The 26,757-nt window shown below is 64.9% G+C and carries 24 protein-coding genes, 2 tRNA genes and 2 pseudogenes; 14 read left to right on the top strand and 14 right to left on the bottom strand.

What is annotated here, in order from left to right; translation table 11 throughout:
• Together HDG37_RS28375 and HDG37_RS28370 are read left to right on the top strand one after the other, a co-directional pair.
• Positions 1-688: pseudogene (locus HDG37_RS28375) on the top strand (DUF2974 domain-containing protein); the annotation flags it as partial.
• A gap of 14 nt (positions 689-702) precedes the next feature.
• The gene (locus HDG37_RS28370; protein WP_184053302.1) at positions 703-1,524 is read left to right on the top strand and encodes an ankyrin repeat domain-containing protein; all 822 of its coding nucleotides are present in this window, start codon (positions 703-705) and stop codon (positions 1,522-1,524) included.
• A gap of 129 nt (positions 1,525-1,653) precedes the next feature.
• Here the strand turns inward: HDG37_RS28370 and HDG37_RS28365 are convergent.
• The 3 genes and pseudogenes from HDG37_RS28365 to hemN form a co-directional block, all read right to left on the bottom strand.
• Positions 1,654-2,874 (bottom strand): annotated as a pseudogene (locus HDG37_RS28365) (tyrosine-type recombinase/integrase).
• 172 nt (positions 2,875-3,046) lie between these two features.
• Positions 3,047-3,131 (bottom strand) — tRNA-Leu (locus tag HDG37_RS28360).
• Positions 3,132-3,254: 123 nt separating this feature from the next.
• Complete coding sequence (gene hemN / locus HDG37_RS28355) at positions 3,255-4,640, bottom strand: oxygen-independent coproporphyrinogen III oxidase (RefSeq protein WP_184053299.1); 1,386 nt, start codon at positions 4,638-4,640, stop codon at positions 3,255-3,257.
• A 178-nt stretch (positions 4,641-4,818) separates the two neighbouring features.
• Between hemN and HDG37_RS28350 the strand changes: the two genes are divergently transcribed.
• The 3 genes from HDG37_RS28350 to HDG37_RS28340 all read left to right on the top strand — a co-directional run bounded on the left by HDG37_RS28350 (position 4,819) and on the right by HDG37_RS28340 (position 6,726).
• Positions 4,819-5,121: a YkgJ family cysteine cluster protein gene (locus HDG37_RS28350; protein ID WP_184023217.1), complete on the top strand. Its 303-nt coding sequence runs from the start codon at positions 4,819-4,821 to the stop codon at positions 5,119-5,121.
• A gap of 84 nt (positions 5,122-5,205) precedes the next feature.
• Positions 5,206-5,799, top strand: a complete 594-nt coding sequence (locus HDG37_RS28345) for a DUF1439 domain-containing protein (RefSeq protein ID WP_184053297.1) — start codon at positions 5,206-5,208, stop codon at positions 5,797-5,799.
• Positions 5,800-5,889: 90 nt separating this feature from the next.
• On the top strand, positions 5,890-6,726 hold the full coding sequence (locus HDG37_RS28340; protein ID WP_184053294.1) for an undecaprenyl-diphosphate phosphatase: 837 nt from the start codon (positions 5,890-5,892) through the stop codon (positions 6,724-6,726).
• A 71-nt stretch (positions 6,727-6,797) separates the two neighbouring features.
• On the opposite strand, the gene trmB is transcribed toward HDG37_RS28340, so the two are convergent.
• On the bottom strand, positions 6,798-7,604 hold the full coding sequence (gene trmB / locus HDG37_RS28335) for a tRNA (guanosine(46)-N7)-methyltransferase TrmB (RefSeq protein WP_184053291.1): 807 nt from the start codon (positions 7,602-7,604) through the stop codon (positions 6,798-6,800).
• A 126-nt stretch (positions 7,605-7,730) separates the two neighbouring features.
• Positions 7,731-7,804, bottom strand: a tRNA-Gly gene (locus tag HDG37_RS28330).
• A 224-nt stretch (positions 7,805-8,028) separates the two neighbouring features.
• On the opposite strand from HDG37_RS28330, the gene HDG37_RS28325 reads away from it, so the two are divergent.
• On the top strand, positions 8,029-9,612 hold the full coding sequence (locus tag HDG37_RS28325) for a methyl-accepting chemotaxis protein (RefSeq protein ID WP_184053288.1): 1,584 nt from the start codon (positions 8,029-8,031) through the stop codon (positions 9,610-9,612).
• 58 nt (positions 9,613-9,670) lie between these two features.
• Here HDG37_RS28325 and HDG37_RS28320 read toward each other — a convergent pair whose 3' ends face one another.
• From HDG37_RS28320 to HDG37_RS28310, 3 genes are all read right to left on the bottom strand, one after another.
• Positions 9,671-10,234, bottom strand: coding sequence for a YggT family protein (locus HDG37_RS28320; protein WP_184053285.1), 564 nt, complete (start codon positions 10,232-10,234; stop codon positions 9,671-9,673).
• A 157-nt stretch (positions 10,235-10,391) separates the two neighbouring features.
• On the bottom strand, positions 10,392-10,712 hold the full coding sequence (locus tag HDG37_RS28315; protein WP_184053282.1) for an EthD family reductase: 321 nt from the start codon (positions 10,710-10,712) through the stop codon (positions 10,392-10,394).
• An 85-nt stretch (positions 10,713-10,797) separates the two neighbouring features.
• Positions 10,798-11,733, bottom strand: coding sequence for a Rossmann-like and DUF2520 domain-containing protein (locus HDG37_RS28310; protein WP_184053279.1), 936 nt, complete (start codon positions 11,731-11,733; stop codon positions 10,798-10,800).
• A 275-nt stretch (positions 11,734-12,008) separates the two neighbouring features.
• Here HDG37_RS28310 and HDG37_RS28305 point away from each other — a divergent pair, with 275 nt between their 5' ends.
• The 3 genes from HDG37_RS28305 (at position 12,009) to HDG37_RS28295 (ending at position 14,041) form a co-directional block, all read left to right on the top strand.
• Entirely contained in the window at positions 12,009-12,170 is a 162-nt protein-coding gene (locus tag HDG37_RS28305; RefSeq protein ID WP_167368604.1) for a hypothetical protein, read from the top strand.
• A 387-nt stretch (positions 12,171-12,557) separates the two neighbouring features.
• Positions 12,558-12,869 carry a hypothetical protein gene (locus HDG37_RS28300; protein WP_184053276.1) on the top strand — a complete coding sequence of 104 codons (312 nt, stop codon included), beginning with the start codon at positions 12,558-12,560 and terminating at the stop codon, positions 12,867-12,869.
• A gap of 206 nt (positions 12,870-13,075) precedes the next feature.
• The gene (locus tag HDG37_RS28295; RefSeq protein WP_090801497.1) at positions 13,076-14,041 is read left to right on the top strand and encodes a threo-3-hydroxy-L-aspartate ammonia-lyase; all 966 of its coding nucleotides are present in this window, start codon (positions 13,076-13,078) and stop codon (positions 14,039-14,041) included.
• Between the two features lie 72 nt (positions 14,042-14,113).
• Here HDG37_RS28295 and HDG37_RS28290 read toward each other — a convergent pair whose 3' ends face one another.
• Both HDG37_RS28290 and HDG37_RS28285 read right to left on the bottom strand, forming a co-directional pair.
• Complete coding sequence (locus HDG37_RS28290) at positions 14,114-14,794, bottom strand: LysE family translocator (RefSeq protein ID WP_184053273.1); 681 nt, start codon at positions 14,792-14,794, stop codon at positions 14,114-14,116.
• Positions 14,795-14,840: 46 nt separating this feature from the next.
• Positions 14,841-16,415 (bottom strand): UbiD family decarboxylase, encoded by a 1,575-nt coding sequence (locus HDG37_RS28285; RefSeq protein WP_184053270.1) that lies wholly within the window; start codon positions 16,413-16,415, stop codon positions 14,841-14,843.
• A gap of 615 nt (positions 16,416-17,030) precedes the next feature.
• Between HDG37_RS28285 and HDG37_RS28280 the strand changes: the two genes are divergently transcribed.
• Positions 17,031-18,233 carry a lytic transglycosylase domain-containing protein gene (locus tag HDG37_RS28280; protein WP_184053267.1) on the top strand — a complete coding sequence of 401 codons (1,203 nt, stop codon included), beginning with the start codon at positions 17,031-17,033 and terminating at the stop codon, positions 18,231-18,233.
• A gap of 99 nt (positions 18,234-18,332) precedes the next feature.
• Here the strand turns inward: HDG37_RS28280 and HDG37_RS28275 are convergent, their stop codons facing one another.
• The 4 genes from HDG37_RS28275 to ribBA all read right to left on the bottom strand — a co-directional run bounded on the left by HDG37_RS28275 (position 18,333) and on the right by ribBA (position 21,814).
• Positions 18,333-19,529 (bottom strand): pyridoxal phosphate-dependent aminotransferase, encoded by a 1,197-nt coding sequence (locus tag HDG37_RS28275; protein WP_184053263.1) that lies wholly within the window; start codon positions 19,527-19,529, stop codon positions 18,333-18,335.
• A gap of 159 nt (positions 19,530-19,688) precedes the next feature.
• A complete protein-coding gene (gene nusB, locus HDG37_RS28270; RefSeq protein WP_184053260.1) occupies positions 19,689-20,123 on the bottom strand; it encodes a transcription antitermination factor NusB in 435 nt (144 codons plus the stop codon).
• Entirely contained in the window at positions 20,120-20,632 is a 513-nt protein-coding gene (gene ribH, locus HDG37_RS28265) for a 6,7-dimethyl-8-ribityllumazine synthase (protein WP_013090228.1), read from the bottom strand. Before ribH ends, nusB begins: the two co-directional genes overlap by 4 nt.
• A 48-nt stretch (positions 20,633-20,680) precedes the next feature.
• Complete coding sequence (gene ribBA / locus HDG37_RS28260) at positions 20,681-21,814, bottom strand: bifunctional 3,4-dihydroxy-2-butanone-4-phosphate synthase/GTP cyclohydrolase II (RefSeq protein ID WP_184053257.1); 1,134 nt, start codon at positions 21,812-21,814, stop codon at positions 20,681-20,683.
• A 328-nt stretch (positions 21,815-22,142) separates the two neighbouring features.
• On the opposite strand from ribBA, the gene HDG37_RS28255 reads away from it, so the two are divergent.
• The 4 genes from HDG37_RS28255 to HDG37_RS28240 are packed head-to-tail and all read left to right on the top strand — an operon-like array spanning position 22,143 to position 26,625.
• Entirely contained in the window at positions 22,143-23,264 is a 1,122-nt protein-coding gene (locus HDG37_RS28255) for an enolase C-terminal domain-like protein (RefSeq protein WP_184053254.1), read from the top strand.
• A gap of 28 nt (positions 23,265-23,292) precedes the next feature.
• A complete protein-coding gene (locus HDG37_RS28250) occupies positions 23,293-24,330 on the top strand; it encodes a hypothetical protein (protein WP_184053251.1) in 1,038 nt (345 codons plus the stop codon).
• Positions 24,327-24,992 carry a gluconate 2-dehydrogenase subunit 3 family protein gene (locus tag HDG37_RS28245; RefSeq protein ID WP_184053248.1) on the top strand — a complete coding sequence of 222 codons (666 nt, stop codon included), beginning with the start codon at positions 24,327-24,329 and terminating at the stop codon, positions 24,990-24,992. Before HDG37_RS28250 ends, HDG37_RS28245 begins: the two co-directional genes overlap by 4 nt.
• Positions 24,982-26,625 (top strand): GMC family oxidoreductase, encoded by a 1,644-nt coding sequence (locus tag HDG37_RS28240; protein WP_184053245.1) that lies wholly within the window; start codon positions 24,982-24,984, stop codon positions 26,623-26,625. The genes HDG37_RS28245 and HDG37_RS28240 overlap by 11 nt, the downstream gene beginning before the upstream one ends.
• The last annotated feature ends 132 nt before the right edge of the window (positions 26,626-26,757 follow it).

Below are 26,757 nucleotides of genomic sequence, written 5' to 3'. Positions count from 1 at the left end.
CAACAATGTCGCGGTGGAGAAGGCCAGACTCTCCGATCATGTCTACGAGCCGTCCAGGCCGGTGCCCGAAGGGTGGGCGAACCGCAGCGGGGATACGGAATTTCTGGATCAGTATGGCTTGAAGCCGAAAGACCTGAAAATCAAGGGTTCCAATTTTGGAGCGCAGGTGTATGAACCGAATGCGGCGGTCTTCGGCAACGATATGAAGCCGACCCTTGCCTTCAAGGGAACCGAAATGACGAGCCTGGCCGACTGGTCGAACAACTTCAGCCAAAGCGTGGATATGGAATCGCCCTATTACGAGAGGGCTGTCAATACAGGTAAAAAATTAGCCTTCTCAACAGAACCTATCGACATAACAGGTCACTCGCTAGGCGGTGGCCTGTGTTCGGCTGCATCCGTCGCCAGCGGCAAGGACTGCTGGAGCTTCAATGCCGCTGGTCTGCACCTGAAGACGGTCGAACACTACGGCGGCCAGGTCACACCATCGAACATCAATGCGTACCATGTGAAGGGCGACCTTCTGACCGTGGCGCAGACGTGGACGCCCCTGCCCGGTGCAGCCGGTACTCACTATCCCCTTCCCGGCAGCGACTCGCCCGTGTCGCGGCACTCCATCAGGCAGGTAATAGACGGCATCGAGCAGCAGAAGGCGGAGGACATCTTCGTACTTGAAACACTGCCATAACGTGGCTGAAAGCGATGAAAACACTCAGCCGAATTCTTATCGTGCCGGTGCTGTTACTGGCGCTATCCCCTGTGGTTCATGCAATGAAAAAATTTCCCGCCACTGATTTTTTTAGCGGCCCGCAACTCGAACTGGCGCAGGCCATCGAGCGAGGCGACATGGAGCAGGTCAGGCGATTGGCACCGAAGACGGATCTGAAGACGCCCGGACGCAAGAACATGACGATGCTGTTTTTTGCGTTTCAGGAGGCGTTGCAGCGCGATCCGCATCGGCTTGCGGTTATGTCGGAGGTGGTGAAGGCCGGAGCCGATCCCTTGCAAGAGGTGCCGAATTTTGGCGATCCGCTCGGGGTCGTGCTCAACAGCTCGCACTCGGAATTCCTGCGTGCGATGCTGGACGGCGGTGTTGATCCTAATTTGATTTCAGAAGGCACCCCGATAATTTTTGATATTGCAAAGGAGTCGACATCTGGTTCGCTCAAGCTGCTGGTGGAGCGTGGCGCAGATGTGAACCGGCGCGATTCGTTGCGTAATTCAGTGCTATTTGAAGCATTAATGAACAACGCACTCGACCAGATCGACTACCTTCTCGATCACGGCGCAAACCCGTCTACTTACAACATCAACGGAGTATCGTTCCCGTTCGCGCTTTCACATGACATCAACAGAAACGCCTCCGCGCCTGATTCACCGGCCTACAGGAAGCTGGTCGAAATCCGGGACCGAATCATCAAGATGGGCGTGAAATGGCCTCCGGAGACTCCGGAACAGATAAAAGCACGTTGGGGAGCCAATCCTCCGCGACGACTCGATGACAGCAAGCTTCCGCTGCCTTGAGGCAGAAACCGAAAGGGCTACATCCGTGTAGCCTTTTTGCTGCCGCAGTTGGGCCGGTGTGCAGATATGCTTCGCCCACGCCTCCATCATTGGGCGGCACTGGTCCAAAAGGTTGTCCCGTTGAGGTAGTCAGGCGACCGTCCCGCCTTTGATCGGAATGACTTCGGCCCCGGCATTGATCCGGTCAAGGTAATCGGCCCACTCCTGCATCATCTTGCGGCGCTCGCGAATGAATTTTGTCCGGTTGTACGCCGAACCAAGGTTATCCGGTACAGCGTGCGCGAGTTGATGCTCGATCACTTCGGGTTTGTGTTCCAGTTCTTCATGCAGGATCGTGCGCGCCATCGCCCGGAAACCGTGGCCGGTTATCTCGGTGCGCGTATCGTAGCCAAGCCGCCGAAGCGCGGCATTGATAGCCGCTTCACTCATCGGGCGCTTGATATCGCGTGCGCCTGGGAACACGTAGCGGCCGCTACCCGTCAGCGCCCGCAGTTCGCGCAGGATCGTAACGGCCTGCGCCGCCAGTGGCACAAGATGATCGGTGTTGGTTTTCGTGACGCGGTAGCGCCATTCCCCCTTGTCCAGATCGATGTGCGCCCATTCGGCCTGTCTCAGTTCGCCGGGACGCACAAACAGCGTGGGGGCGAGCCTGAGCGCACACAAAACCGGGAACGTGCCGGAAAAGGCATCGAAGGCCCGCAACATCTCTGCGACCTTGGCGGGCTCGGTGATCGAGGCGAAATGCGTTGTCTGTGCGGGCGGTATTGCGCCAACCAGATCGCGTGCCGGATCGGTTTTGCAATAGCCCTCCTTGATCGCGAAGCGGAACACGCGGCTTATTTCGCTGCGCAGACGGTGAGCGGTAAAGCGAGCGCCCCGGCTATCCACTCGCTTGAGTACGTCCAGAATCTCCGGCGCTTCAATTTCAACGATGGGGCGCTTGCCAATCCACGGGAAAGCATCGCTCTTGAAACGCGCCAGTGTCTTGTCATACTGCGCGCGCTCGACATAGGGGCGGCGTTCGTCCATCCATGCCAAGGCGAGGGTTTCGAACGTGTTTAGTGCCGCTAAGCGGGCGGCGCGCTTATCCGATTTCTTCGCCTCGCTGGAATCGACGCCGGCCGCAAGCCTCTCGCGGGCTTCGTCGCGCTTCTTGCGCGCCGCCGCAAGCGACACGTCTGGATAGACGCCGAGCGCCAGTAGCTTTTCCTTTCCCGCTACCCGGTATTTGAGCCGCCAGTATCGCTGACCGGCTGGCGTGACGAGCAGGAACAAGCCGCCGCCGTCGAAAAGCTTCTATGCCTTGTCGGTCGGCTTCGTATTTCTGATGGTCGTGTCGGTGAGCGGCATGGGGGTATTTCCAACGAAATCGGCGCATTCGGTTGCGCATACCCGGAAAGATACCCCCGGATACCCCCGGCTGTCGATGGTGGAACCTTGTAGACGATGGAAACAAAAAACCCCATGAGGCTATACCTGACGGGGCTTTGTGGTGAAACCTTGCTGTTGTTTGGATGCTTGTTGGTGCCCAGGGCCGGAATCGAACCGGCACGCCTTGCGGCGGGGGATTTTGAGTCCCCTGCGTCTACCAATTTCACCACCTGGGCAGATACTGCAGCGCGCGCATCGGGAATTCAGCGCGCGAGGAAGACGTAGATTATGGCCGAAAATCGGTAGACGGGCAAGTCGATTGCCTTCACCCGCCACAGCGTGTTCGCGGCGAGCGGTGCTCAGACCGTGCGCGAGAATCGTGTGAGCGTCTGCTCGCCCAGATAGCGGTCAAATACCATCGCGAGATTGCGCACGAGCATGCGGCCGGCCATTCGCACTTCGAGCTTGCGTGCGTCGAGCGAGATCAGCCCGTCGTCCTCGAACGAACGCAGACGCGCGAGTTCCGGCGCGAACGTGTCGGCGAAGTGGATGCCGTACGCCGCTTCGAATTCGTCGAAGCGCAGTTCGAGGTTGCACATCAGCTGCGTGATCACGTCGCGCCGCAGACGGTCGTCGGCGGACAGGCGGATGCCGCGCGCGATCGCGAGCCGGCCCGCATCGATCGAGTCGGTGTAAGCGGGCAGCTCTCGCGCGTTCTGCGCGTACACGTCGCCGACCTTGCCGATCGACGAGGCGCCAAAACCGATCAGATCGCACTCGGCCCGCGTGCTATAGCCCTGGAAATTGCGATGCAGCGTGCGCTGCGCCTGCGCGCGAGCGAGCTCGTCGGTGGGCAGCGCGAAGTGATCCATGCCGATGTACGCATAGCCCGCTTCAGTCAGCCGTTCGACTACCCGTTGCAGCAGAGCCAGCCGCTCCTCGCTCGACGGCAGCGTCGCGGGATCCATCTGGCGCTGCATCTTGAAGAGCCCCGGCATGTGCGCATACGCGAACACCGACAGCCGGTCCGGCGCCAGTTCGAGCATCGTGTCGAGCGTGCGGCTGAAGCTCGCGACGGTTTGATGCGGCAGCCCGTAAATCAGATCGACGCCGATCGAATGAAAACCGTACGTGCGCGCCGCCTGCATCACCGATGCGGTCATCTCGAACGGCTGGATGCGATTGATCGCCTGCTGCACGCGCGGATCGAAGTCCTGCACGCCCAGGCTCAGCCGGTTGAAGCCGAGGCGGCGCAGAAGCGCGACCGTGTCGGGCGACGCCTCGCGCGGATCGACCTCGATCGAATATTCGGCGCGATCGTCGGGCAGCAGTTTGAAGTGCTCGCGCGTCGCGGCTATCAGCTCGGTCATCTCGTCATGCGACAAAAACGTCGGCGTGCCGCCGCCCCAATGCAATTGCGAGACGGGCCGCTGCGTATCGAAACACGCGGCCTGCAAACCGATTTCGCGTTTGAGCCGCTCAAGGTACGGGCGCGCATGCGCGCGATTTTTCGTCACGACCTTGTTGCAGCCGCAGTAGAAGCACACGGTGTCGCAAAACGGAATGTGGAAGTACAGAGACAGATCGGTCGACGCGGCACCCGGGTCGGCGGCGGCGCGGCGATAGCCGGCGGTGTCGAACGATTCGCGGAACTGCGGCGCGGTCGGATAGGACGTATACCGGGGGCCGTTCGCGCTGTAGCGCGCGAGCAGGTCGGGGCGGAACAGGGTGTCGGTTTGGAACATGAGCGGTGTCGGACGGTGGGCGGCTCTCGCGACGTGCCGCGTGTCATGGTCAGTCAGCAGCTTCGAGTTTACGGGCGTGCCCGCGGCACCCGATTGTGTAAAAAGGTCGCGCGGACAGGCAGTGGCACAATGCGGGTCTGGCAACACGTTGCCAAGGTTTGAGTTCAGGAAAGATGACGTGGATCAAAGGTTGAACAGTGCACGGGTGGACGCTCACGCGTGCCGTCCCGATTGCGGCGCGTGCTGTATCGCGCCGTCGATTTCGAGCCCGATTCCGGGCATGCCGAACGGCAAGCCGGCGGGCGTGCGCTGCGTGCAACTCGGCGACGATCTGCGCTGCGCGATCTTCGGCCGGCCGGAGCGGCCCGCATGCTGCTCGGGTCTGCAGCCGCAACTCGAGATGTGCGGCGCGAATCGCGGCGAAGCGCTCGCGTGGCTCACGCAACTCGAGGCGCAAACACAACCGGCATCCCATCCATGACGCGCGGCATGCCGTGAACGCCGTCGCTGACCACACCCGTCAACGCAAGCCGATGTCCGCAAGGGCTTCCACAGGAGATTTCGCATGACTCGACCCGCAGCGCCGGCCCGGCGCCGCTTTCTGCGCGCTGCGCTGACCGGCTGCAGCGTGCTTGGCATCACTGTGTCGCTCGCGGCTTGCGCGAGTCCGACGTTTCCGTTCATGCCGTCGCACTACACGTTCTCGCAGAAGCAGGTGCAGGAGGCCGTGCAGCGCAAGTTCCCGTATCAGCGCACGGTGTCGCAGGTGTTCGATGTCGCGCTGAGCAATCCGGTGGTGGGCATGCTGCCCGATGCGAACCGCGTGCAGGTGAAGCTCGACGCGCGTTTCGCGAGTCCGTTCCTGCAGCAGCCGGTCGATGGCGTGTTCACGCTGTCGAGTGAACTTGCATACGACGCGGCGAGCCGTTCGGTGATCCTCAAGTCGCCGAGTGTCGACAACGTCAGCGTGAGCGGCGAGGCGCAGATGTACACGCAGCAGATCAACGCGGCCGCGGCGCTGCTCGCGACCCAATTGCTGACCAACTATCCGATCTACACGTTCAAGCCCGAGCAACTGCAATTTGCCGGCGTCAACTACGAACCCGGTACAATCACCATCCTTACAAACGGCATACGCGTGCAGATCGTCGAAAGATGACTGGCATGCGCGGCCACGTGGGCCGCGCATGCCAGTCATGGCCGTGCCGGCCCATTTCGTTGCGACAACCTACCGCGATAAGGGGCACGGATGGACTGGCTACTGGCTTGCAAGGCGCTGATTCTCGGCGTGGTCGAGGGTTTGACGGAGTTCTTGCCGGTGTCGAGCACCGGGCATCTGATCGTCGTCGGCAGTCTGCTGGATTTCTCCGACGAGCACGCGAAGACCTTCGATGTCGTGATCCAGCTCGGCGCGATTCTCGCCGTGTGTTGGGAGTTTCGCCGGCGCATCGGCAACGTGATCGTGGGGCTGCCGAGCCGACCCGAGGCGCGCCGCTTCGCGCTGAACGTGATCATTGCGACGATTCCGGCAGTCGTGCTCGGCCTGCTGTTCGAGAAGTCGATCAAGGAGGCGCTGTTTTCACCGGTGCCGGTCGCGTTTGCGCTGGTCGCGGGTGGCGTCGTGATCCTGTGGGCGGAGGCGCGCCAGCGCGCGCGCGGCGACGCGGCGGTGCGGGTGCGCAGCATCGACGATCTGAGCCCGCTCGATGCGTTGAAAGTCGGCCTCGCACAGTGCTTCGCGCTGATTCCGGGGACCTCGCGCTCGGGCTCGACGATCATCGGCGGCATGCTGTTCGGCATCGAGCGCCGCGCCGCGACCGAGTTTTCATTCTTTCTCGCGATTCCGATCATCTTCGGCGCGACAGCCTATGAGCTGTACAAGGACTGGCACCTGCTCACCACCGATGCGCTCGGCAGCTTCGCGCTCGGCTTCGCGGCCGCGTTCGTCAGTGCGTTCCTCTGCATCCGCTGGCTGCTGCGCTATGTCGCGTCGCACGACTTCACGGTGTTCGCGTGGTATCGGATCGGCTTTGGCTTGCTGATCCTGCTGATCGGTTATAGCGGCGGGTTGAGCTGGGCCGATTGAGATTTGCCGTGCGATGAAAAAAGGTCCGCGTATGTGCGGACCTTTTTTCGTTGGCTTGCCGTCTCGTCGCGCTACGCGGCGCCGCGCTTGCGGAACACGAGGTCCCACACGCCGTGGCCAAGCCGCAGGCCACGTCGTTCGAACTTCGTCACCGGACGATAGTCGGGCCGCGGCGCGTAGGTGTCGGCGGTGTTTTCGAGCAGCGGATCGGCGCCGAGCACTTCGAGCATCTGTTCGGCGTAGTTCTGCCAGTCGGTCGCGCAATGCAGATACGCATCCGGCTTCAGACGCGACACGAGCAGGGCGACGAACTTCGGCTGGATCAGCCGGCGCTTGTGATGGCGCGCCTTGTGCCACGGGTCGGGGAAAAAGATGTGCGCGCCGTCGAGGCTGTCGGGCGCGATCATGTGCTCGAGCACTTCGACCGCGTCGTGCTGGATGATGCGAATGTTCGTCAGCGACTGCTCGCCGATCAGCTTCAGCAACGCGCCGACGCCGGGCTCGTGGACTTCGACGCCCAGGAAGTCATCGTCGGGACGGTGCGCGGCGATCTCCGCGGTGGTGGCGCCCATGCCGAAGCCGATCTCCAGCACGCGCGGCGCTTCGCGGCCGAACACGCCGGTCCAGTCGGGTTGTTGTGGTGCATAGGGCACGACGAAGCGCGGGCCGAACTCATCGAACGCGCGGCGCTGGCCGGTCGACACGCGACCCGCGCGCGTGACGAAGCTGCGGATGCGGCGGTGATGAAGCGTGTCTGCCGGCGTTGCACCCGGCGTGCCGTCGACGTCGTTCGTCTCGTTGCCGGCGAGCTGGTCGGCTGCGCTCGTGGGGGTCGGGGCGTCGTCCGGGAGACCGGAGTCGTTTGGATCGTGGATCATCGTCGATGCTGCTGCAAGGGTGGGGGCTGCGCGGCTTGCGCGCTGTGCCGGGCCGTTGCCACTACAAAAAAGCCGCCTTCAGGGAGGCGGCTCTTGCTGGATTCCGCTGAACACTCAGCGGGAAAGTGGAGCGGGCGATGGGAATCGAACCCACGGCTCTAGCTTGGGAAGCTAGGGTATTACCATTATACGACGCCCGCAGAGCGCGCTATTTTACAGGCTTTTGGGCCGTTTGGGCAGGGGTATGGCTCGCGCGCACGAGCAGCCGACCCGTCTTTTCGCTTCTGCGGTTCGAACGGCGCGAGCCTTCAGACTTGGTCTGCGTCTGCCGTTAATCCGAATACTGCCCAACATCGTGCGCTTGCGCACCCGCAAGCCGGCACGAACCCGGCGCTTCCCATCCCGATCAAGAGATTTTCCCAAGATGCAGTGGCTTTCCAATCTGAAACTGAGCCAGAAGCTTGTCGGCTCGTTGATGCTGTGCGCGTTCGTAACGGCCATCGTCGGCACGGTCGGTGTGCTGAAGGTGCGCGAAGTCGCGACGATGCAAACCGAAATGTACGACCGCGAATTCGTGCCTGTGCGCGACGACGGCACCGCCGCGTGGCAGGCCGCTTCGCACTTCCGGCGCCTCTATTCGTACATCCTGAATCCGGAGCCGGCAGGCCGTGCCGATACGGTGCGCCTGAATCACGGCGGTGAAGCGGCGATCCTGTCGGCATTCGACTACGAGCGCAAGCACGCGACCACCGACGCGCAGAAGCAATTGCTGAGCGACTTCGACGCCGCCTATCCGGCCTATATGAGTTCGGTCGCGAAGGTGATGGCGCTGGCCGATCAGGGCGATCAGAGCGGCGCGCTCGCCGAGCTCAAATCGACCACCGACCCGCTGCACGTCAAGCTGCGCACGCTGATGATCAAGCTGTCCGACGTGCGGGATGAGTTGGCCAGACAGCGTGTCGCGAACGGCGTCGAGATGGTTCGCTTGGTGACGTGGTGGATCGCGAGCTGCGCGGTCGTCGGCGTCGCGGTTGCGATCGGCCTGGGGCTGCTGGTGACGCGCGCGGTCGTGCGGCAGATCGGCGGCGAACCGGCCGAAGTCGCGAAGGTCGTCGAGCAGATCGCGGGCGGCGACTTGAGCCAGCGACTGCACACCGGCGCCGCCGACGACGGCAGCATCTTGCGCGCGGTCGCGCACATGCAGGAGCGTCTCGCGGCGACGATCGGTTCGATTCGCGAAAGCGCCGAGTCGGTCAGCATCGCTTCGCAGCAGATCGCGAGCGGCAACATCGATCTGTCCGCTCGCACCGAAGAGCAGGCCGCTTCGCTCGAACAGACCGCGGCGAGCATGTCGGAATTGACGCAGACCGTCACCCGCAACAGCGACAACGCGCGCAACGCGAGCGCGCTCGCGACTGAGGCTGCACAGGTCGCCAACACCGGCAACACGGCCGTCGAGGGCATGGTGCGCACCATCGGTGATATCAGCGGCAGTTCGACGAAAATCTCGGAGATCACCGGCGTGATCGAGGGCATCGCGTTCCAAACCAATATTCTCGCGTTGAACGCGGCGGTCGAGGCCGCGCGCGCGGGCGAGCAGGGGCGCGGTTTCGCGGTGGTCGCGAGCGAGGTGCGCAACCTCGCGCAGCGCTCGGCAAGCGCGGCCAAGGAGATCAAGGAGATGATCACGACGTCGGTCGCGATCATCGAAGGCGGCACGCAGCAGGCAGCCGAAGTCAGCACGACGATGGCGGATATCAAGGCCGCGATTCATCGCGTGTCGGATATCGTCAGCGAGATCGCAACGGCCTCCGAAGAGCAGAACCGCAGCATTCACCAGGTCGGCCAGGCCGTCACGCAGATGGACGAGACCACGCAGCGGAACGCGGCGCTCGTCGAACAGGCCGCGGCGGCCGCGCAATCGCTCGAGACGCAGGCGCGCAAGATGAAGCAGACGGTGTCGGTGTTCCGGACGGGGGAGAGCCGCGGTTTCGCGGCAGCCGTGTAGAAGCCGCGCCGACTCAAGCGGCCGCCGCGCGTCAGCCCAACTTTCCCGCGCAATCAGCTCAGATCACAAAATAAGTCAGCTGAACCGCCGCGCGCGTGACGACCATCTGCAGCACCTGCACGATCACGAACAGCAGGATCGGCGACAGATCGATACCGCCGAATTTCGGCAGCACGCGACGCAACGGATTCAGAAACGGCGCGGTCAGCTGATACAGAATCGGCATCGCGGGCGAACGCGGATTGAGCCACGACAGCAGCGCCATCAGGATCGTCATCCAGATGATCAGATTGAGCGCCCACTTGATCGCGGTGAGCACCGCGACGATCAGCATCGTCGGCACGAGCGTCAGCGGATCCGCGCCCGTCAGCACGATCATCAGGACGACGTAGATGATCGCGGCGATCAGCGTCGCGACCACGCTCGCCCAGTCGATGTTGCGCGTGCTCGGCAGGATGCGCCGCAGCGGCAGCACGATCCAGTTGGTCGCCTGCAGCACGGCGTTCGAGACCGGGTTGTACGGCGGCAGGCGCACAACCTGCAGCCACGCGCGCAACAGCAGCGCGGCGCCAAACAACGTGAAAACGGTATTGAGCAGAAAACGGGCGATATCGCCAAACATCTCATGTCCTTATGCTTCTGATGACGGCCGCCGACCGGCCGCGGGCTGCCGGCGTCGCCCGATCGGTGCGTGCCGGCGGTGTTCTGGATTTACCCGGTTAGCCAACCGGAGGTTCGACGTCATTGCGCGCCGCCTCCCGATGGCTGTCTGTCCGGCATCACACGGAAATCCGGACCTCGCTGATCAGGATTGTGCCGTTGCCGCCGTCGGTGTAGTTCGGGATATCCGCTAATAGTTGCTCGGACGCGGGCTTGAACACTTTATAGAAGTCGTCCGCGCTATCGAACAGGAAGTGTCCCGCGGCCGCGTAAGGCGGTGGCGTGCCGGGCGGCCCGGCGTTCAGGCCCGCGTCGACCGACCAGCCTTTCAGCGCCGGCCCGAACAGCTTCGCCGCGAGCGGCATATGGGTCGCGCAGTAGTAGTCCATGTCGAAGCGGCCGTTTTCCCGGTACGGGTAGAGGATGCTGACTTTGATCATTGTGCGTTCTCGTCTGTTGGTCCCGAAGCGCGGCGCGGGTCGTCGCGTGGTTCGCCCGGCGTGCCGGACGTCACATTATCACGGCTTACTTGACGCTTGCACCTGCTGCGGCCTGATTCAGCGAGCGGCCCAGCGATTCTTCCACAGCTTCGGAGATCGCTTCAATCGTCGCGGCCGGCGTTTCGCGACGTCGGGCGAGGTTGACCGCGCGGCGCGTCAGCAGACCATACAGCGCGGCATGGTCGCCGCCGAAGCCTTCGAGCAGCGCGAGCTGCTTCTCGACGACACCCGTGTCGCCGCGCGATACCGGCCCCGCGAGCGCGTTCGGCAGGCCCTTGTCGCGGGCGGTTTCGATCGTGCCGGCGAGCATCGGCAGCAGCGCGCGCAGCGCGTCGTCTTCGGCGAACCCGAGCGTGCGCCACAACGCCACGCATTCGGCGAGGCTGCAGAGCGCGAAGCTCGCCGCGTAGTGAGCGGCGGCGTGATATAGCATCCGGCCGCCCGGCGGAATCGACAGCGGATGGCAGCGCAGCGCGAGCGCGAGCGCGGTCAGCGTCTCCTTCAGTTCGCCGTCGGCTTCGATCGTCACCGAGCAGCCAACGATACGCTCGAGATCGGCGAGCTCGCCGCTAAATAGATACAACGGATGAAAGCCGCCGATCGCCGCGCCCTGATCGCGCGCTGGCGCGAGCAGTTCGACCGGCGAGGCGCCGCTGCAGTGCACGAGCGCTTTGCCGGGGTGGCTTGCCGCATTGCCTCCAAAGCGGAGTGTGTGCGCTGTCGTACCGATGCTGTCGTCAGGAACGGCTAAAAAAACGATATCGGCGGCGTCGACGGCCTGTTGCGGGTCGTCAGTGGCCGCGCAGTGTGCGATCTGGGCGGCGAGCCGGCGCGCGGAATCGGCCGAGCGGCTCGCCACCGCGGTGACCGGATAGCCGGCGCGCGCAAACGCGAGCGCGAGACAACGCGCGAGCCGCCCCGCGCCGATGAAGCCGACGCGCGGCAAGGAAGACTGGGACATGGTCACCTGCTCCAGATGGATCGTGTGAACGGGAAGCAGCAGTATCTCGCATCCGGCGAAGCGCGGCCGCGATCCGGCCCCTTGCACGGTTCGACAGCGGTCGTCTGATAAGTTTGCGGGCGATATGGCGCCAACGGTCGGTCATCGGGTGGCGTGACGCCCACGGTTGTGAAATCTGTTCACAATCGTACGTGACACGAACAGTGGTCGATGAGTCGGTTTGACAGTCGTATTTTCCGTACTTCGTTCGCAGTCAGAAATTCGGGAGGGTCGAGATGAGTATTTTTTCTTACCGAAAGCACTTGCGGTTCCTGACGCGCGCCCAGCGCCGTCGCTGGTGGGATCAGAAAAAGCGCCTTACGCCGCGCGTGCGGATCAGCGGCGCATACGTGCCGCCCAACGTGTCCCGCGAATTCGTGTACGTGAAGGTCGGCTAGCCGCGCGGTCTTCGCAGGTGACAAAATGCCCGGCCTCGAGCAATTGAGCCGGGCATTTTTTGTTGGGAATTTTCTTCCGGCTGTCAGGATTGAAGCGAATTTGTAATTAAAGATTACCGATGCGCGAACTCAAACCCCCGCGCTCGATCAGACCTGTGACGCGCGGCCCGTCGCCCGCGTGCAACCTCTTGATTCCCGGCTGATTTCGCTCAGGTCGCGGCGGCGCGTAGGCGCGCTCGCGCCGCGCTCGGCAAAACGCTTTGGCTCGCCCTTGCAATTTGCAACAAATGCGAACATTTCGGCCGGGGCTTTTTAGATACATTGATTTCACAGCATGCGAGGCATGCGCAGTCGGCGACCTTGGCAGGCCGCGCTAGGAGAATAGAAGTGAAAAAGATCGTTCCGTTTGTCGTTGCAGCCGCACTCGGCTTGGGACTTGCCGGGGCCGCTGAGGCGGGTGTTTCCGTCGGTATCGGCCTTGGGGTGCCGATCGCGCCGGCCTATCCGGTCTATGCGGCGCCGCCGCCTGTCTATTACGCCCCGCCGCCTGCGCCGGTGTACGCGCCGCCGGTTGTGTTCGCACCGGCTCCGGTGGTGGTCGGAGGCTATTACGGCTATGGCCGCCCTTACTATCGTGGCTACTACCACGGCTACCGTGGCTACTATCGCGGCTACGGGCACTCGTACCATCGTCATTAAGAAGCGCGGGCGCGCTTGACGCGCGTGGGAACGTCGACGGCGTAACGCCGGCTTGTGCCGGGTTACGTCGTTTCTTTTTGTGTCGCTGGTTTTTGCTTTCCGCAGCGTTCCTGGCTGGTGTCGCGCCCTCGCGCGAGCGCCGTTCCAAAGCATCGAGGAAGCTGGGAGAATGGCTGCTTCGCCACCGCTCCAGGAGAGTTTCGCCGATGCAAGCGCTTCCCGCTCCCACCTTCGATGACGTCCTCGACGCCGCCGCGCGTCTCGAAGGCGTCGCGCACCGCACCCCCGTTCTGACATCGAGCACGTTCGACGAGCGCACTGGCGCGTCGGTGTTCTTCAAGTGCGAAAACTTCCAGCGCATGGGCGCGTTCAAGTTCCGCGGCGCGTACAACGCGATTTCGCATTTCGACGCGGAGCAGCGCAAGGCGGGCGTGCTGACCTATTCGTCGGGCAATCACGCGCAGGCGATCGCGCTGTCCGCGCGCCTCGCCGGCATTCACGCGACGATCGTGATGCCGCACGACGCACCCGAAGCCAAGGTCGCCGCGACCAAAGGCTACGGCGGCGAAGTGATCAGCTACGACCGCTACAAGGAAAATCGCGAGGAAATCGGCCGCCGGCTCGCCGAAGAGCGCGGCATGACGCTGATCCCGCCGTACGATCATCCGCACGTGATCGCCGGCCAGGGCACCGCGGTCAAAGAACTGATCGACGAAACCGGCCCGCTCGACATGTTGTTCGTGTGCCTTGGCGGCGGCGGGTTGATCAGCGGCAGCGCATTGTCGGCGGCCGCGCTGAGCCCGGCCTGCACCGTGATCGGCATCGAGCCCGAGGCGGGCAACGACGGCCAGCAGTCGCTCGCACGCGGCGAGATCGTTCATATCGACGCGCCGCGCACGATTGCCGATGGCGCCGCCTCGACGCATCTGGGCCACTACACGTTCGCGGTCATCCGCCAGCTGGTCGCGCGAATCGAAACGGTCAGCGATGCGCAACTGATCGAGACGATGCGCTTTTTCGCGCAGCGCATGAAGATCGTCGTCGAACCGACTGGTTGTCTCGCGGCGGCGGCGGTGCTGAACGGCGTCGTGCCGGTGAAGGGCAAGCGCGTCGGCGTGGTGGTGAGCGGTGGCAATGTCGATCTGCCGAAGCTCGCGCAGTACCTCGCATGAGCGGCTCACGTCGAGTCGCATGAAGAAAAACGGCTCGCCGATGCGAGCCGTTTTTTTTGTTCGCGAGCCGCTTCAGCTTGCCACTTGCGCGGTGCTCTGCACGATCAGATCGCGATACCCGTTGACGATCACGCTGTACGAGAAATAGGCGAACAGCAGCGCCGACAGAACGTGACACGCGCGCAGCAGACCGGCGCCCGCGCGCTTGCGTCCGTGGCTGCCGAGCCCGCAGATGAACAGCGTCCAGCACAGGCCGCCCAGAAAGAATCCGCCGAGGAAGATCAGCGCGGTTGTCGGGCTCGTTGCGCCGGCCTTCGCGATCAGCGCGCCACCGACCGCCGCGAACCACAGGATCGCCGACGGCGACGACACCGCGAGCAGCACGCCGCGCACAAACCCGCGCCATGCCGACTGATGCGGCGCAGCCGCGTCGCCTTCGCCGGCAACAGCTTGCGCCGTGGCCGGGAACATCGCTTCACGCGCCATCTTCCAGGTGAGGAACAGGAGGATCGCCGCGCCGCCGATCCATACGACCCAGCGCACCGATTCGAACTGCAGCAGCGCGGCCATGCCCGCGAGCGCGAGCGTCGCGTAAATGAGATCGCCGACGCACGAGCCGAGGCCGAGCCAGAAGCCCGGCCGAAAGCCGTGCGACAGCGTCAGCGAAATGATCGCGACGTTGACGAGACCGATATCGAGGCACAGCGACAAGGACAGAAAAAAGCCGTCCGACATCATTGAAAAAGCGTGCATCCGCGCGAGCGCTCCATCCGTTATTGATTGTGTTGTCCCGCGCGCGTTACAGGCCGAGGCCCAACTCGTTCCACAAGCTATCGATACGCTGTTTGACCGCGTCGTCCATCACGATCGGGCGGCCCCATTCGCGGTCGGTTTCGCCCGGCCACTTGTTGGTTGCGTCGAGCCCCATCTTCGAGCCGAGGCCGGCTACCGGCGACGCGAAATCGAGATAGTCGATCGGCGTGCGGTCGACGAGCACCGTGTCGCGCGTCGGGTCCACTCGCGTGGTGATCGCCCAGATCACTTCCTTCCAGTCCCGGATATTGACGTCCTCATCGACGACGACGATGAACTTCGTATACATGAACTGCCGCAGGAAGCTCCACACGCCGAACATCGCGCGTTTCGCGTGGCCGGGGTAGCTCTTCTTCATTTGCACGATCGCCATGCGGTAACTGCAGCCTTCGGGCGGCAGATAGAAGTCCGTGATCTCGGTGAACTGCTTCTGCAGCAGCGGTACGAACACTTCGTTCAGCGCGACGCCGAGCACCGCCGGCTCGTCGGGCGGTCTGCCGGTGTAGGTGGAGTGATAGATCGCGTCGCGGCGCATCGTGATGCGCTCGACCGTGAAGACCGGGAACCACTCCTGTTCGTTGTAGTAGCCGGTGTGATCGCCATACGGGCCTTCGAGCGCGTGTTCGTACGTGGCCGACGCACCCTTCGACGGACGCGGCGGTGCGCCGGCCGGGGCGGGCGAGGGTGCGCCTTCCTGCGGATAGATGAAGCCCTCGAGCACGATCTCGGCGCGCGCGGGGACCTGCAGACCGTCGACGCCCGGTGTGACGCATTTCGCGAGCTCGGTGCGCCCGCCGCGCAGCAGGCCGGCGAACTGGTATTCGGACAGCGTGTCGGGCACCGGCGTGACCGCGCCGAGAATCGTCGCCGGGTCCGCACCGAGCACGACGGCCACCGGATACGGCTTGCCGGGATTTTTCAGCGCGAACTCACGAAAATCGAGCGCGCCGCCGCGATGCGCCAGCCAGCGCATGATCAGCTTGTTACGCCCGATCAGTTGCTGGCGATAGATACCCAGGTTTTGTCGACTCTTGTTCGGCCCTTTCGTGACGGTCAGACCCCAGGTGATCAACGGCCCGGCATCGCCGGGCCAGCAGGTCTGAATGGGCAATTTGGCAAGGTCGACGTCATTGCCTTCCCAGACGATTTCCTGGCAGGGCGGTGCGTTGACCGTCTTCGGCGCCATGTCCCACACGGCCTTCGCTAGCGACAGCAGCTTGCCGGCGTCCTTGAGCCCTTTCGGCGGCTCGGGTTCCTTCAACGCGGAGAGTAGCCGACCGACATCGCGCAGCGATTCGAGCGCCGCCTGGTCGCCCGCGCCCGCTTCGGCATCGATGCCCATGCCAAGCGCGACGCGGCGCGGCGTGCCGAACAGATTGCCGAGCACCGGGAACGCGTGCCGCTCGGTGTTCTCGAACAACAGAGCCGGGCCGCCCGCGCGGAGCACACGGTCGCAAAGTTCGGTCATTTCGAGATTCGGCGACACTTTTTGCGAAATTCGGCGCAATTCACCGATCGCCTCGAGGCGGCCGATGAAATCGCGTAAGTCTTTGTATTTCATCTGTGACTGTTCAGGGCCGCATGCACGGCGCATACGACGGGGAGGCAGGAGGAACGGCGTTGGTACCCATCTGACGCAAAAAACGATTGTCGATTTTACCTGCGTTAGCCACCGCACGGAGATCGACCAAATGGTCTAGTCCAAACAGCCAGGGTCGGATCGCCCGAAACGGGCATTGAGCACGGTTCTCGGGTGACTGAACACTGTTCATAATTACAAATAGTTATAATTCTTGAATTCTATAGTGTTGACGATCTATAAAACCGTGCATAGAATCCGTCCACATTGGTTGCAGGGCATTAACCTTTTTACGGTCGCCCCCGGTCCTCAGACGCAACGCGTCACCGTTTTGCTTCCCTGCAGGGTAGAACGGCATTATTGAAGTCCCTCACCAGCGTCCACCAACGCTGGTTTTTCGCGTGGGAGCCAAGCCCGATACACATCGAGTATGTGTGGGCTGTTTTTGAGATGGCTCCCAAAACGGTATATGTTGCCGTTTTCCCGACGTCGCTGCTGCCCAACCAGAGAGCACGCGATGTCTTGACTCTGCGAGCGCGCCGTACCGCCTGATTTGTCCCGGCGGAGTTCGTGGATCATGCAAGATGGGAGATCTGAATGAACGCCTGGTTATCGTGGCGTCCCGATGAGCGTATTGCGCAGGTTGTGCGCGGTGCGCTGCGCAGCGGGACGCGACTGAGTCATCACCTGTTCAGCATTGTCGGCGGGATCGCCGTGGTGCTGGCTCTCGCACTGTGGCTGATGCCGACATGGCGCGGCGCGCTCGCCGCGCGTCTGATGCCGGTCATTTCCGCCGCCGTGCAAGCGGGCCCCGCCCGCCTGCTGCAAGGCAATCCGCTGCCCGCCATCGGACCGACCAGAAACGTCGACGCATCCTCCGACGAATCGCTGTCGGCCGATTCGCCGAACATGCCGACCACGCCGAGTCCCACCGATGGCTCGAACGACGGCAGCATGACCCTCACCGCGGCCACCACCGGCTTCGACGGCGCCGGGACGTCGGGCACGAGCGCCGCCGCGCTCAACGGCCTCGATCCGCGCACGATGCAGGGCGTCAGCGCGCTCGCACGTCTGATTCCGCAGCAGCGCGTGTCCGCCGATGCACGCGATGACCGCGTGCTCGTGTCGAGCCACGGGCAGGACCTGGTCGCGTCGTACCTCGCGCGGCGTTATCGCGTCGCTCAGGAGCCCGTCGGCGAGCTCGTAAAAGCCGCGTTCGACACCGGCCGCGAAGTCGGCCTCGATCCGCTGCTGCTGCTGTCAGTGATGGCGATCGAATCGGGCTTCAATCCGTACGCCGAGAGCGGCGTCGGCGCGCAGGGCCTGATGCAGGTGATGTCGAAGGTGCATTCGGACAAATTCCAGTATTTCGGCGGCCAAAGCGCGGCGCTCCAACCGCTCGCGAACATCAAGGTCGGCGCGCTCGTGCTGAAGGATTGCATCGCGCGTGGCGGCTCGCTGCCGGGCGGCCTGCGTCTGTACGTCGGCTCGACCACGCCGGATGACGGCGGCTACGGCGCGAAGGTGATGGCCGAGCGCGGTCGTCTGCGCGACGTCGCGCGCGGCCGTAAGGTGCCGATCAATGCGCCGCAAGCTCCGGTGCTGACCGCGTCGGCCACGCCGGCGCCAGCCGCGGCGACGAGCGGTGGCAACGGCAAGCGCGTTCAGGTGACGCTGCAAGGCGGTCACGCGCTGAGCCCGGCGACGTCGGCGGTGCACACGCAGCCGGCCGATCAGGACGACGCGAACGCCAATTCGACGACGCGCCACGTGGCGTCGGCGTCGGAGCTGGGGGCTTGAGTTAGACCTTGCCGTGCCGCATGAAAAACAACAAGGACACCCTCGGGTGTCCTTTTTTGCGTCTGGCAGGCCGGTTGCTGCCGAATCAATCCCGATGCGTCAATGCCGCCCGAACAGCTTTGCCAGCCGCTCGACCGCCTCTTCGAGCTTTGGATACGCGGTCGCATACGACAGCCGGATGTAGTCCTTCGGCGCGTGCGTGCCGAAGTCCATGCCCGGCACCAGCACGACCCCGGCATCGTGCAGCATCGCCTTCGTGAGCGCCGCGCTGTCGCCGGCCGCCGGATGCGCGACCCCTCGGCAGTCCGCGTACACGTAGAACGCGCCGTCCGGCATCACCGGCACGGAGAAGCCGAGCGATTCGAGCGCCGGCGCGATGAAGTCGCGGCGTCGCTTGAATTCGAGGCGCCGCGCTTCGTAGATCGCGATCGTCTCCGGCTCGAAACAGGCGAGCGCCGCGTGCTGCGCGAGCGCCGACGCGCAGATGAACAGGTTCTGCGCGAGCTTTTCGAACGCGCTGACCATCGCGGGCGGCACGACGAGCCAGCCGAGGCGCCAGCCGGTCATGTTGAAGTACTTCGAGAAGCTGTTGACGGTGACCACGTCGTCGCCGAACGACAGCGCCGACACCGGCTTAGCGTCGTAGCTGAGGCCCTGGTAGATCTCGTCGACGATCGTGAAGCCGCCGCGCGCGCGCACGGCCTTGACGATGCGTTCGAGTTCGGCCGGCTCGATCGACGTGCCGGTCGGATTCGACGGCGACGCGAGCAGCACGCCGCGGGTGCGCTCGCCCCACAGGCGTTCGACGTCGGCGGCGGTCAGCTGGAAGCGCTCGGCCGGCCCGCTCGGCACCATCACCGGCTTGCCTTCGGCGGCGATCACGAAATGGCGGTTGCACGGATAGCACGGGTCGGGCATCAATACTTCGTCGTCGCGATCGACGAGCGCCGCGCACGCCAGCAAGAGCGCGGCCGATGCGCCCGCGGTCACCACGATCCGCGCCGGATCGACGTCGATGCCGTAGAACTCGGCGTAATGCGTGGAAATCGCATCGCGCAGCGCGTGCACGCCGAGCGCGCTGGTGTACTGCGTGACGCCGCGGCGCAGCGCGCTCGCGGCCGCCTCGATGACCGGCTCGGGCGCCGTGAAATCCGGCTCGCCGATGCCCATGTGAATGATGTCGCGCCCCGCGCGTTCGAGCAGCACGGCCTCCTTGGCCAGTTCCATCACGTAGAAAGGCTGGATGGCATCGACGCGCGCGGCAAGCCGCACGAGAGGTTCGGTCACGGAGTTCATACGGTCAGTCCAGTTCAGAAGCAGGAGGGCGCCTACCCATCAAATGATGCGTTCATCGATGCGCGCAGCGCCGTCCTTGCGGGCGATCGAGGTGCTTCGCCCTGTGCAGTGCGACGTGGCAGGGTGCCGATGCGCGGCATGGCTCCACCGGCGCCGCGCTCAGCTCTTGCGAGCCGCCTGCGTCTCGGTGGCGCGCAGTTGCGCCGAGAGCTTGTCGAGCACGCCGTTCACGTACTTGTAGCCGTCCGAGCCGCCGAACGTCTTGGTCAGCTCGACCGCTTCGTTGATGACCACGCGATACGGAATGTCGACGTGATTCTTCAGTTCGAACGCGGCGACCAGCAGCACCGCGCGTTCGACCGGCGACAGTTGATCGATCGGACGGTCGAGGCACGGCGCGATCGCGGCGGAAAGTGCTTCGGAATCGCGCATCACGCCATGCAGGATCGCGTCCAGGTGCTCGTGATCGGCCTTGTCGTAACCTTGCGCGCCGCGCAGTTGCGCGTCGATCTCACTGCCGGGCGAGCCCGACAGCAGCCACTGGTAAAGCCCCTGCGTGGCCAGTTCGCGGGAGCGTCGGCGTGCGCTCTTCATGCCTCTTCCTCGTCGTCTTCGTCTTCATCTTCGTCGTCATCGCCGCCGAGCTGCTCGAGCGCGACCGCGAGGTTCGCCATTTCGACCGCCACGCGCGCGGCGTCGCGACCCTTCTCGGTCATCCGCGCGACGGCTTGCTCGTCGTTCTCGGTGGTCAGCACCGCGTTCGCGACCGGAATGCCGAAGTCGAGGCCGATGCGCGTGATGCCCGCGCCGCTTTCGTTCGAAACCAGCTCGAAGTGGTAGGTCTCGCCGCGGATCACCGCGCCGAGCGCGATCAGCGCGTCGAATTGCGCGCTTTCCGCGAGCTTTTGCAGCGCGAGCGGGATTTCCAGCGCGCCCGGCACCGTGACGAGCAGCACGTCTTCGCCGGTCACGCCGAGGCGTTCGAGTTCTTCGATGCAGGAGTCGGCGAGGCCGTTGCAGACGGGTTCGTTAAAGCGCGCCTGGACGATGCCGATGCGCAGTCCGTCGCCGTCGAGATTCGGTTGGTATTGTCCGATTTCCATATGAATTCCGTAGTGTTTGAGTGGGCGCGAGGCGCGTGAGTGGCCGGATCAGAGTTGCGGGGCTTGCGTTTTGCTGCCGGGCATCGGGATGAAGCCCGTGACTTCGAGACCATAACCCGACATGCTGCCGAGCTTGCGTGGGTTCGACAGCACCTGCATCTTGCCGACGCCGAGTTCGCGCAGAATCTGCGCGCCGATGCCGTAGGTCTTGAAGTCGACCGGCCGGCGCTTCAGCGCGTCCGCTTTTTCCTTCGAGTCGAACGCCTTGAAGACGTCGATCAGATGGTCTTTCGAGTCGCCGCAGTTCAGCAGTACGACCACGCCGAGATCGCGTTCTGCGATTTCCTGGATGGCCGCGTCCAGCGTCCACGAATGGGTGGATTCGCCGACTTCGAGCAGATCCAGCACCGACAGCGGCTCGTGCACGCGCACCGGCGTGTCGCGATCGGGCATCGGCGTGCCGCGCACCAGCGCGATGTGCGGCTGGCCGCTCGGCTGATCGAGATACATGACCGCGCGGAACGCGCCGTGCGCGGTTTGCATCGTACGTTCGCAAACACGCTCGACGATCGACTCGGTGCGGCTGCGATAGTGAATCAGATCGGCGATCGTGCCGGTCTTCAGGCCGTGCTCCTTGCCGAACTCGAGCAGGTCCGGCAGACGCGCCATCGTGCCGTCGTCCTTGATCACTTCGCAGATCACCGCGGCAGGCGTGAGGCCCGCGAGCCTCGTGAAGTCGCAGCCGGCCTCGGTATGGCCGGCGCGCACCAGCACGCCGCCCGGCTGGGCCATGATCGGGAAGATATGGCCCGGCTGCACGATGTGCTCGGCCTTGGCGTCCGGCGCGACCGCGGCCGCGATCGTGCGGGCCCGGTCGGCCGCCGAGATGCCGGTCGTCACGCCTTCGGCCGCTTCGATGCTGACCGTGAACGCGGTGCCGTACTGCGTGCCGTTGCGGTAGGTCATCAGCGGCAGGTTCAGCTGCTTGCAGCGATCCTGGGTCAGCGTCAGGCAGATCAGGCCGCGGCCGTAGCGAGCCATGAAATTGATCGCTTCCGGAGTGACAAACTCGGCGGCGATCACGAGGTCGCCCTCGTTCTCGCGGTCTTCTTCGTCGACGAGGATCACCATCCGGCCGGCTTTCAGTTCGGCAATGATCTCTTGGGTGGAGGCGAGCGTCATGTTGGCGAGTTTTTCGGGAAAGCGCGTATTTTACGCCACGCGCGAGCCCAAGTCGCCTCTGCCAGACGACATAGGCCGTTTGGCCGACTGTGACGAGCCGGGCGGGGTTGCCATGCTCGTCGAAACCGTGGGCGCGCGCGCGAGTGGCGTTGGCGGCAACGCGAAGTGTGCTCCAGCGCGGCCCGCTTTACGGATTGCAATAGTGCGGAACGGTACTTGCGACGCAGCAGGCAGCTTCGTCTCACTACCACCTGGAGACCGGAATGTCGGGGACCGTCGGCTGTTGCATCAATGAAGGGCGTCACGCGCGCGCGCAAGGAGCGCGTCGATGAAGCGCGGCGCCAGGAGCGGGGGCTCGTCGCAAGCGCCCGTGAGCGCGCTGCGCGCGAGCGCGTACCGCATTCCGACCGACGCGCCGGAGGCCGACGGCACGTTCGCGTGGGACGCGACCACGCTGGTCGTCGTCGAGGTCGACGCGGGCGGCCACACCGGCATCGGCTACACGTACAGCGATGCCTGCATCGTCGCGCTGATCCAGGGCGCGCTCACCGCCTGCGTGCTGAATCACGACGGATTGGACGTCGGCGCGCATTGGCAACGGTTGCAACGCCAGGTGCGCAATCTCGGCCGCGCGGGACTGGCCGCGACAGCCATTTCGGCAATCGACTGCGCGCTGTGGGACCTGAAGGCGAAGCTGCTCGGCGTGCCGCTCGTCGGGCTGCTCGGCGCGTTGCGCCCGGCCGTGCCGGCTTACGGCAGCGGCGGCTTCACCACGTACACGAACGAGCGCTTGCAGCAGCAGTTCGCCGGCTGGGTCGCGCAGGACGGCTGCCGGTGGGTAAAGATGAAAATCGGCAGCGAGCCGGACAAGGACCCGGCGCGCGTCGCGGCGGCGCGCGCGGCGATCGGCGGCGCGGGCCTGTTCGTCGACGCGAACGGCGCGTTCACGCCGCAACGGGCGCTGTACTACGCGCAACGTTTCGCCGAGCACCAGGTGAGCTGGTTCGAGGAGCCCGTGTCTTCGGACGACGAAGCGGGCCTGCGCGGCGTACGCGAGCGCGTGCCGGCCGGCATGGAGATCGCCGCCGGCGAATACGGCTACACGCTCGACGACTTCCGCCACCTGCTCGCGGCGGGGGCCGTCGACGTGCTCCAGGCCGACGCGAGCCGTTGCGGCGGCATCACCGGCTTCCTGCAGGCCGCCGCGCTGTGCGACGCGTATCACGTGCCGCTGTCCGCGCATTGCGCACCGGCGCTGCATCTGCACGTCGCGTGCGCGGCGCCGCGCTTGCGCCATCAGGAGTGGTTCCATGACCACGCCCGGATCGAAGCCATGCTGTTCGACGGTGCGCCGCGTTTGCGCGACGGCCAGATGGAGCCGGACCTGTCGCGGCCCGGTTGCGGGCTCGAGTTCAAGCATGGTGACGCCGAGCGCTACCTCATCAAATAAAGCAGGCCACGACACGGAAGCGATATCTATGAGCTCTTCACGCGTACCCGGATTGCTGTACACGGCGGCGGCCCTGACGGCCGTCGCGGCGTTGGCCGCGCGCCGCGCGGGAAGACCGGAGTTGCATCGCGAACGGCGTGAGACCGGTCCGCAACACCACGAGCATCGGGCATCCGTGACGTTCCCGACGTGTGCCGCCCGCAGCCGTCAGCGCGCGCCGGCGCGCGTGCACGCGAGCGAACCGACCGCCGAGGTGGAGGCACACGTCGAAGCGGCCCGCACCTTCAACCACAGCTCCGCGCTGCTCGCGCTGTCGGTGCTCGCCGATAGCGCGATGGAGCACTACCGCGGCTCGTTCGACAACCCCGCGATGTTCACGCCACTCGTCAGCGCGAGTCTGTCGCTCGCTGCGGGCCTGCATGGTGGCGCGGATCGTCGCGGCCAGACGCATCGCGCGCGCCATGCGATCTATCTGACCGCGGCGGCGACGGGCATCGCCGGCACGGGCTTCCATTTCTACAACGTGATGAAGCGGCCGGGCGGCTGGAGCTGGAACAACCTGTTTCACGCGGCACCGCTCGGCGCGCCGAGCGCGTTGCTGCTGTCAGGCGCGCTCGGTGCCGTCGCCGAACGCTTGCGCGACGAGCCCTCGGACGACCCGCAACTGCTAGGCATGCCGGCCGGTCAGGCGCTCGGTCTGCTGGTCGCGGCGGGTCTCGTCGGCACGGTGGGGGAGGCCGCGCTGCTGCATTTTCGTGGCGCGTTTCAGCATCGCGCGATGTACGCGCCGGTCAGTATTGCGCCGATCACCGCCGCGCTGCTCGCGCATGCCGCGCTGTCCGCTCCGCGCGAGCGCTGGTACACGCGGCTCTGGTTACGCATCACGACCGTGCTCGGCTTTGTCGGCGCGGGTTTTCACGCGCGCGGGATCGCGCGTCGTCAGGGCGGCTGGCGCAACTGGAGCCAGAATCTGTTCGACGGGCCGCCGCTGCCCGCGCCGCCGAGCTTTTCCGCGCTGGCGCTCGCCGGGCTCGCCGCACTGCGTCTGCGGGAGACTGAAAAATGACCAACCGACCACGCTCGACCCGAGCCACCCGCTATCCCGGCTACGACGTGCTCGACAAACGCACGACGCCGTCGTGGGACGCGCACACCCGCGCGGTGATTGCCGAACGCCTCGCGACACCGCTCGAGCCGCGCTTTTTCAACGCGGTCGAATGGCTCGCGGTCACCTCGCTGTGCGCCCGCATCGTGCCGCAAGCGAATGCGCAACCGGTGGTGCCGCTCGCCGCCCTGCTCGACGCGCGGCTCGCCGGCAATGGCAACGACGGCTACCGCGACGCCCGTTTGCCGCCGATGCGCGACGCTTGGCGCATCGGCCTCGCCGCGCTCGATGCCGAGTGCCGCGAGCGCGGCGGCCTGCCGTTCGCGAGCCTCGCGGAGGACACGCAGATCGCGCTGCTCGGCGAGATGCAGCGCGGCGAACTGACGAACCCCGCGTGGCGCGGCATGCCGTCGAAGCTGTTCTTCGGCGAGCGCGTGCTGCACGACATCTGCGGGCTCTACTACTCGCACCCGCACGCGTGGAGCGAGATCGGCTTCGGCGGCCCGGCGAATCCGCGCGGCTATGTGCGCATGTACCTGAACCGGCGCGATCCGTGGGAGGCGGTCGAAGCGACGCCCGACACCCATGAGCAGGCCGCGAAGGAGAACCGCCGTGTCCGATGACGCGCAGCAACGGCCGCGCGGCAAGGACGGCCGCGCACCCGACGTGTTCCAGCGCGGCGGCTGGGTGCCGATGCGCACGTACCTTGACGGCGAGGAGGTCGATTTCGCGATCGTCGGCACCGGCGCCGGCGGTGGCACGCTTGCGTGCCGGCTTGCGGAAAAAGGCTTCAAGGTCGTCGCGTTCGATGCCGGCGCGTGGTGGCGTCCGCTCGAAGAGTTCGCGTCTGACGAAGCGCATCAGGAAAAACTGTTCTGGACCGACGAGCGCATCTGCGACGGCGACAATCCGCTGAAGCTCGGCAACAACAACAGCGGCAAGGCGGTGGGCGGCAGCACGGTCCATTTCGCGATGGTGTCGCTGCGCTTTCGGCCCGAGTGGTTCAAGTCGCGCAGCGTGCTCGGCTATGGCGCCGACTGGCCGCTCGACTGGCGCGAGATGTGGCACTACTACGGCGAGGTCGAGGACGCGCTGAAAATCTCCGGACCGGTGAACTATCCGTGGGGGCCGAAGCGGCCGCGCTATCCGTATCGCGCGCATGAGCTGAACGCGGCGGCGCTGGTGCTCGCGCGCGGCGCCGAGGCGCTCGGGATCGGCTGGAGCCCGACGCCGCTCGCGACCCTCTCCGCGCCGCGCGGCCGCGCGCATCCGTGCGTGTACCGCGGCTTTTGCGTGTCCGGCTGCGCGACCAACGCGAAGCAAAGCGCGCTCGTCACGTGGATCCCGCGTGCGCTGCGAGCCGGCGCCGAGGTGCGCGATCTGGCGATGGTCGGCCGCGTCGTCACCAACGACGCGGGGCTCGCCACCGGCGTCGAATATCTGCGCGAAGGACGCTGGCGATTCCAGCGCGCGAAGCACGTGGTGGTGGCCGGCTACGCGATCGAAACGCCGCGCCTGTTGCTGATGTCGGCCAACAGCCGCTTTCCCGACGGCCTCGCGAACAGTTCGGGACTTGTGGGCAAATACCTGATGGCGCAGTCGAATCAGGGCGTCTACGGCACCTTCGATGAAGACATCCGCTGGTACAAGGGGCCGCCGTCGCTCGCGCTCACCGAGCACTGGAACTACGAAGACAAGGGCAAAGATTTTTTCGGCGGCTACTGCTACATGAGCCAGGGGCCGCTGCCGAACGGATGGGTCGCGGTGCAGAATGGCCGCGGCTTGTGGGGCGACGCGCTCGGCGCGGAGATGCTCAAGTACAACCACCAGGCGGGGCTGAAGATCGTCGGCGAGATGCTGCCGCAGCAGCGCAACCGCGTGACGCTTGCCGACGAGAAAGACCAGTACGGGCTGCCGATCGCGCGCGTCACCTATTCATGGTGCGACAACGACAAGCGGCTCATCGCGCATTCGCTCGACTTCATGGAGCAGGCGCTCGCGGCCGCCGGCGGCAAGGAGATCTGGCGCGAGACCGACGACACCTGCCACCTGAACGGCACCGCGCGCATGGGTGACGATCCGTCGACGAGCGTCGTCGACGCGGACTGCCGCAGTTGGGACATCCGCAACCTGTGGGTGTGTGACGGCTCGGTGTTTCCGACCGTGGGCGGCGTGAATCCGTCGCTGACGATTCAGGCGATCGCGTGTCGCACCGCCGAGCGCATCGCCGCGCTAGCCGCGCGCGGCGAGTTGTAGGGGAGTGTTGCCCAAGCGCATGAACCGCAGTCCGAAACGATGGAGTACTCACTGCGCGATCCGGATGGTTACACAACATGCTCTCCATGCATCGAACATTGACCCAAGTCATCTTTGAGGCGCAAAAACCGG

This window comes from Paraburkholderia sp. MM5384-R2 (assembly GCF_014201025.1).
GTDB lineage: Bacteria > Pseudomonadota > Gammaproteobacteria > Burkholderiales > Burkholderiaceae > Paraburkholderia > Paraburkholderia tuberum.
This window is presented reverse-complemented; position numbering and strand designations above follow the sequence as displayed.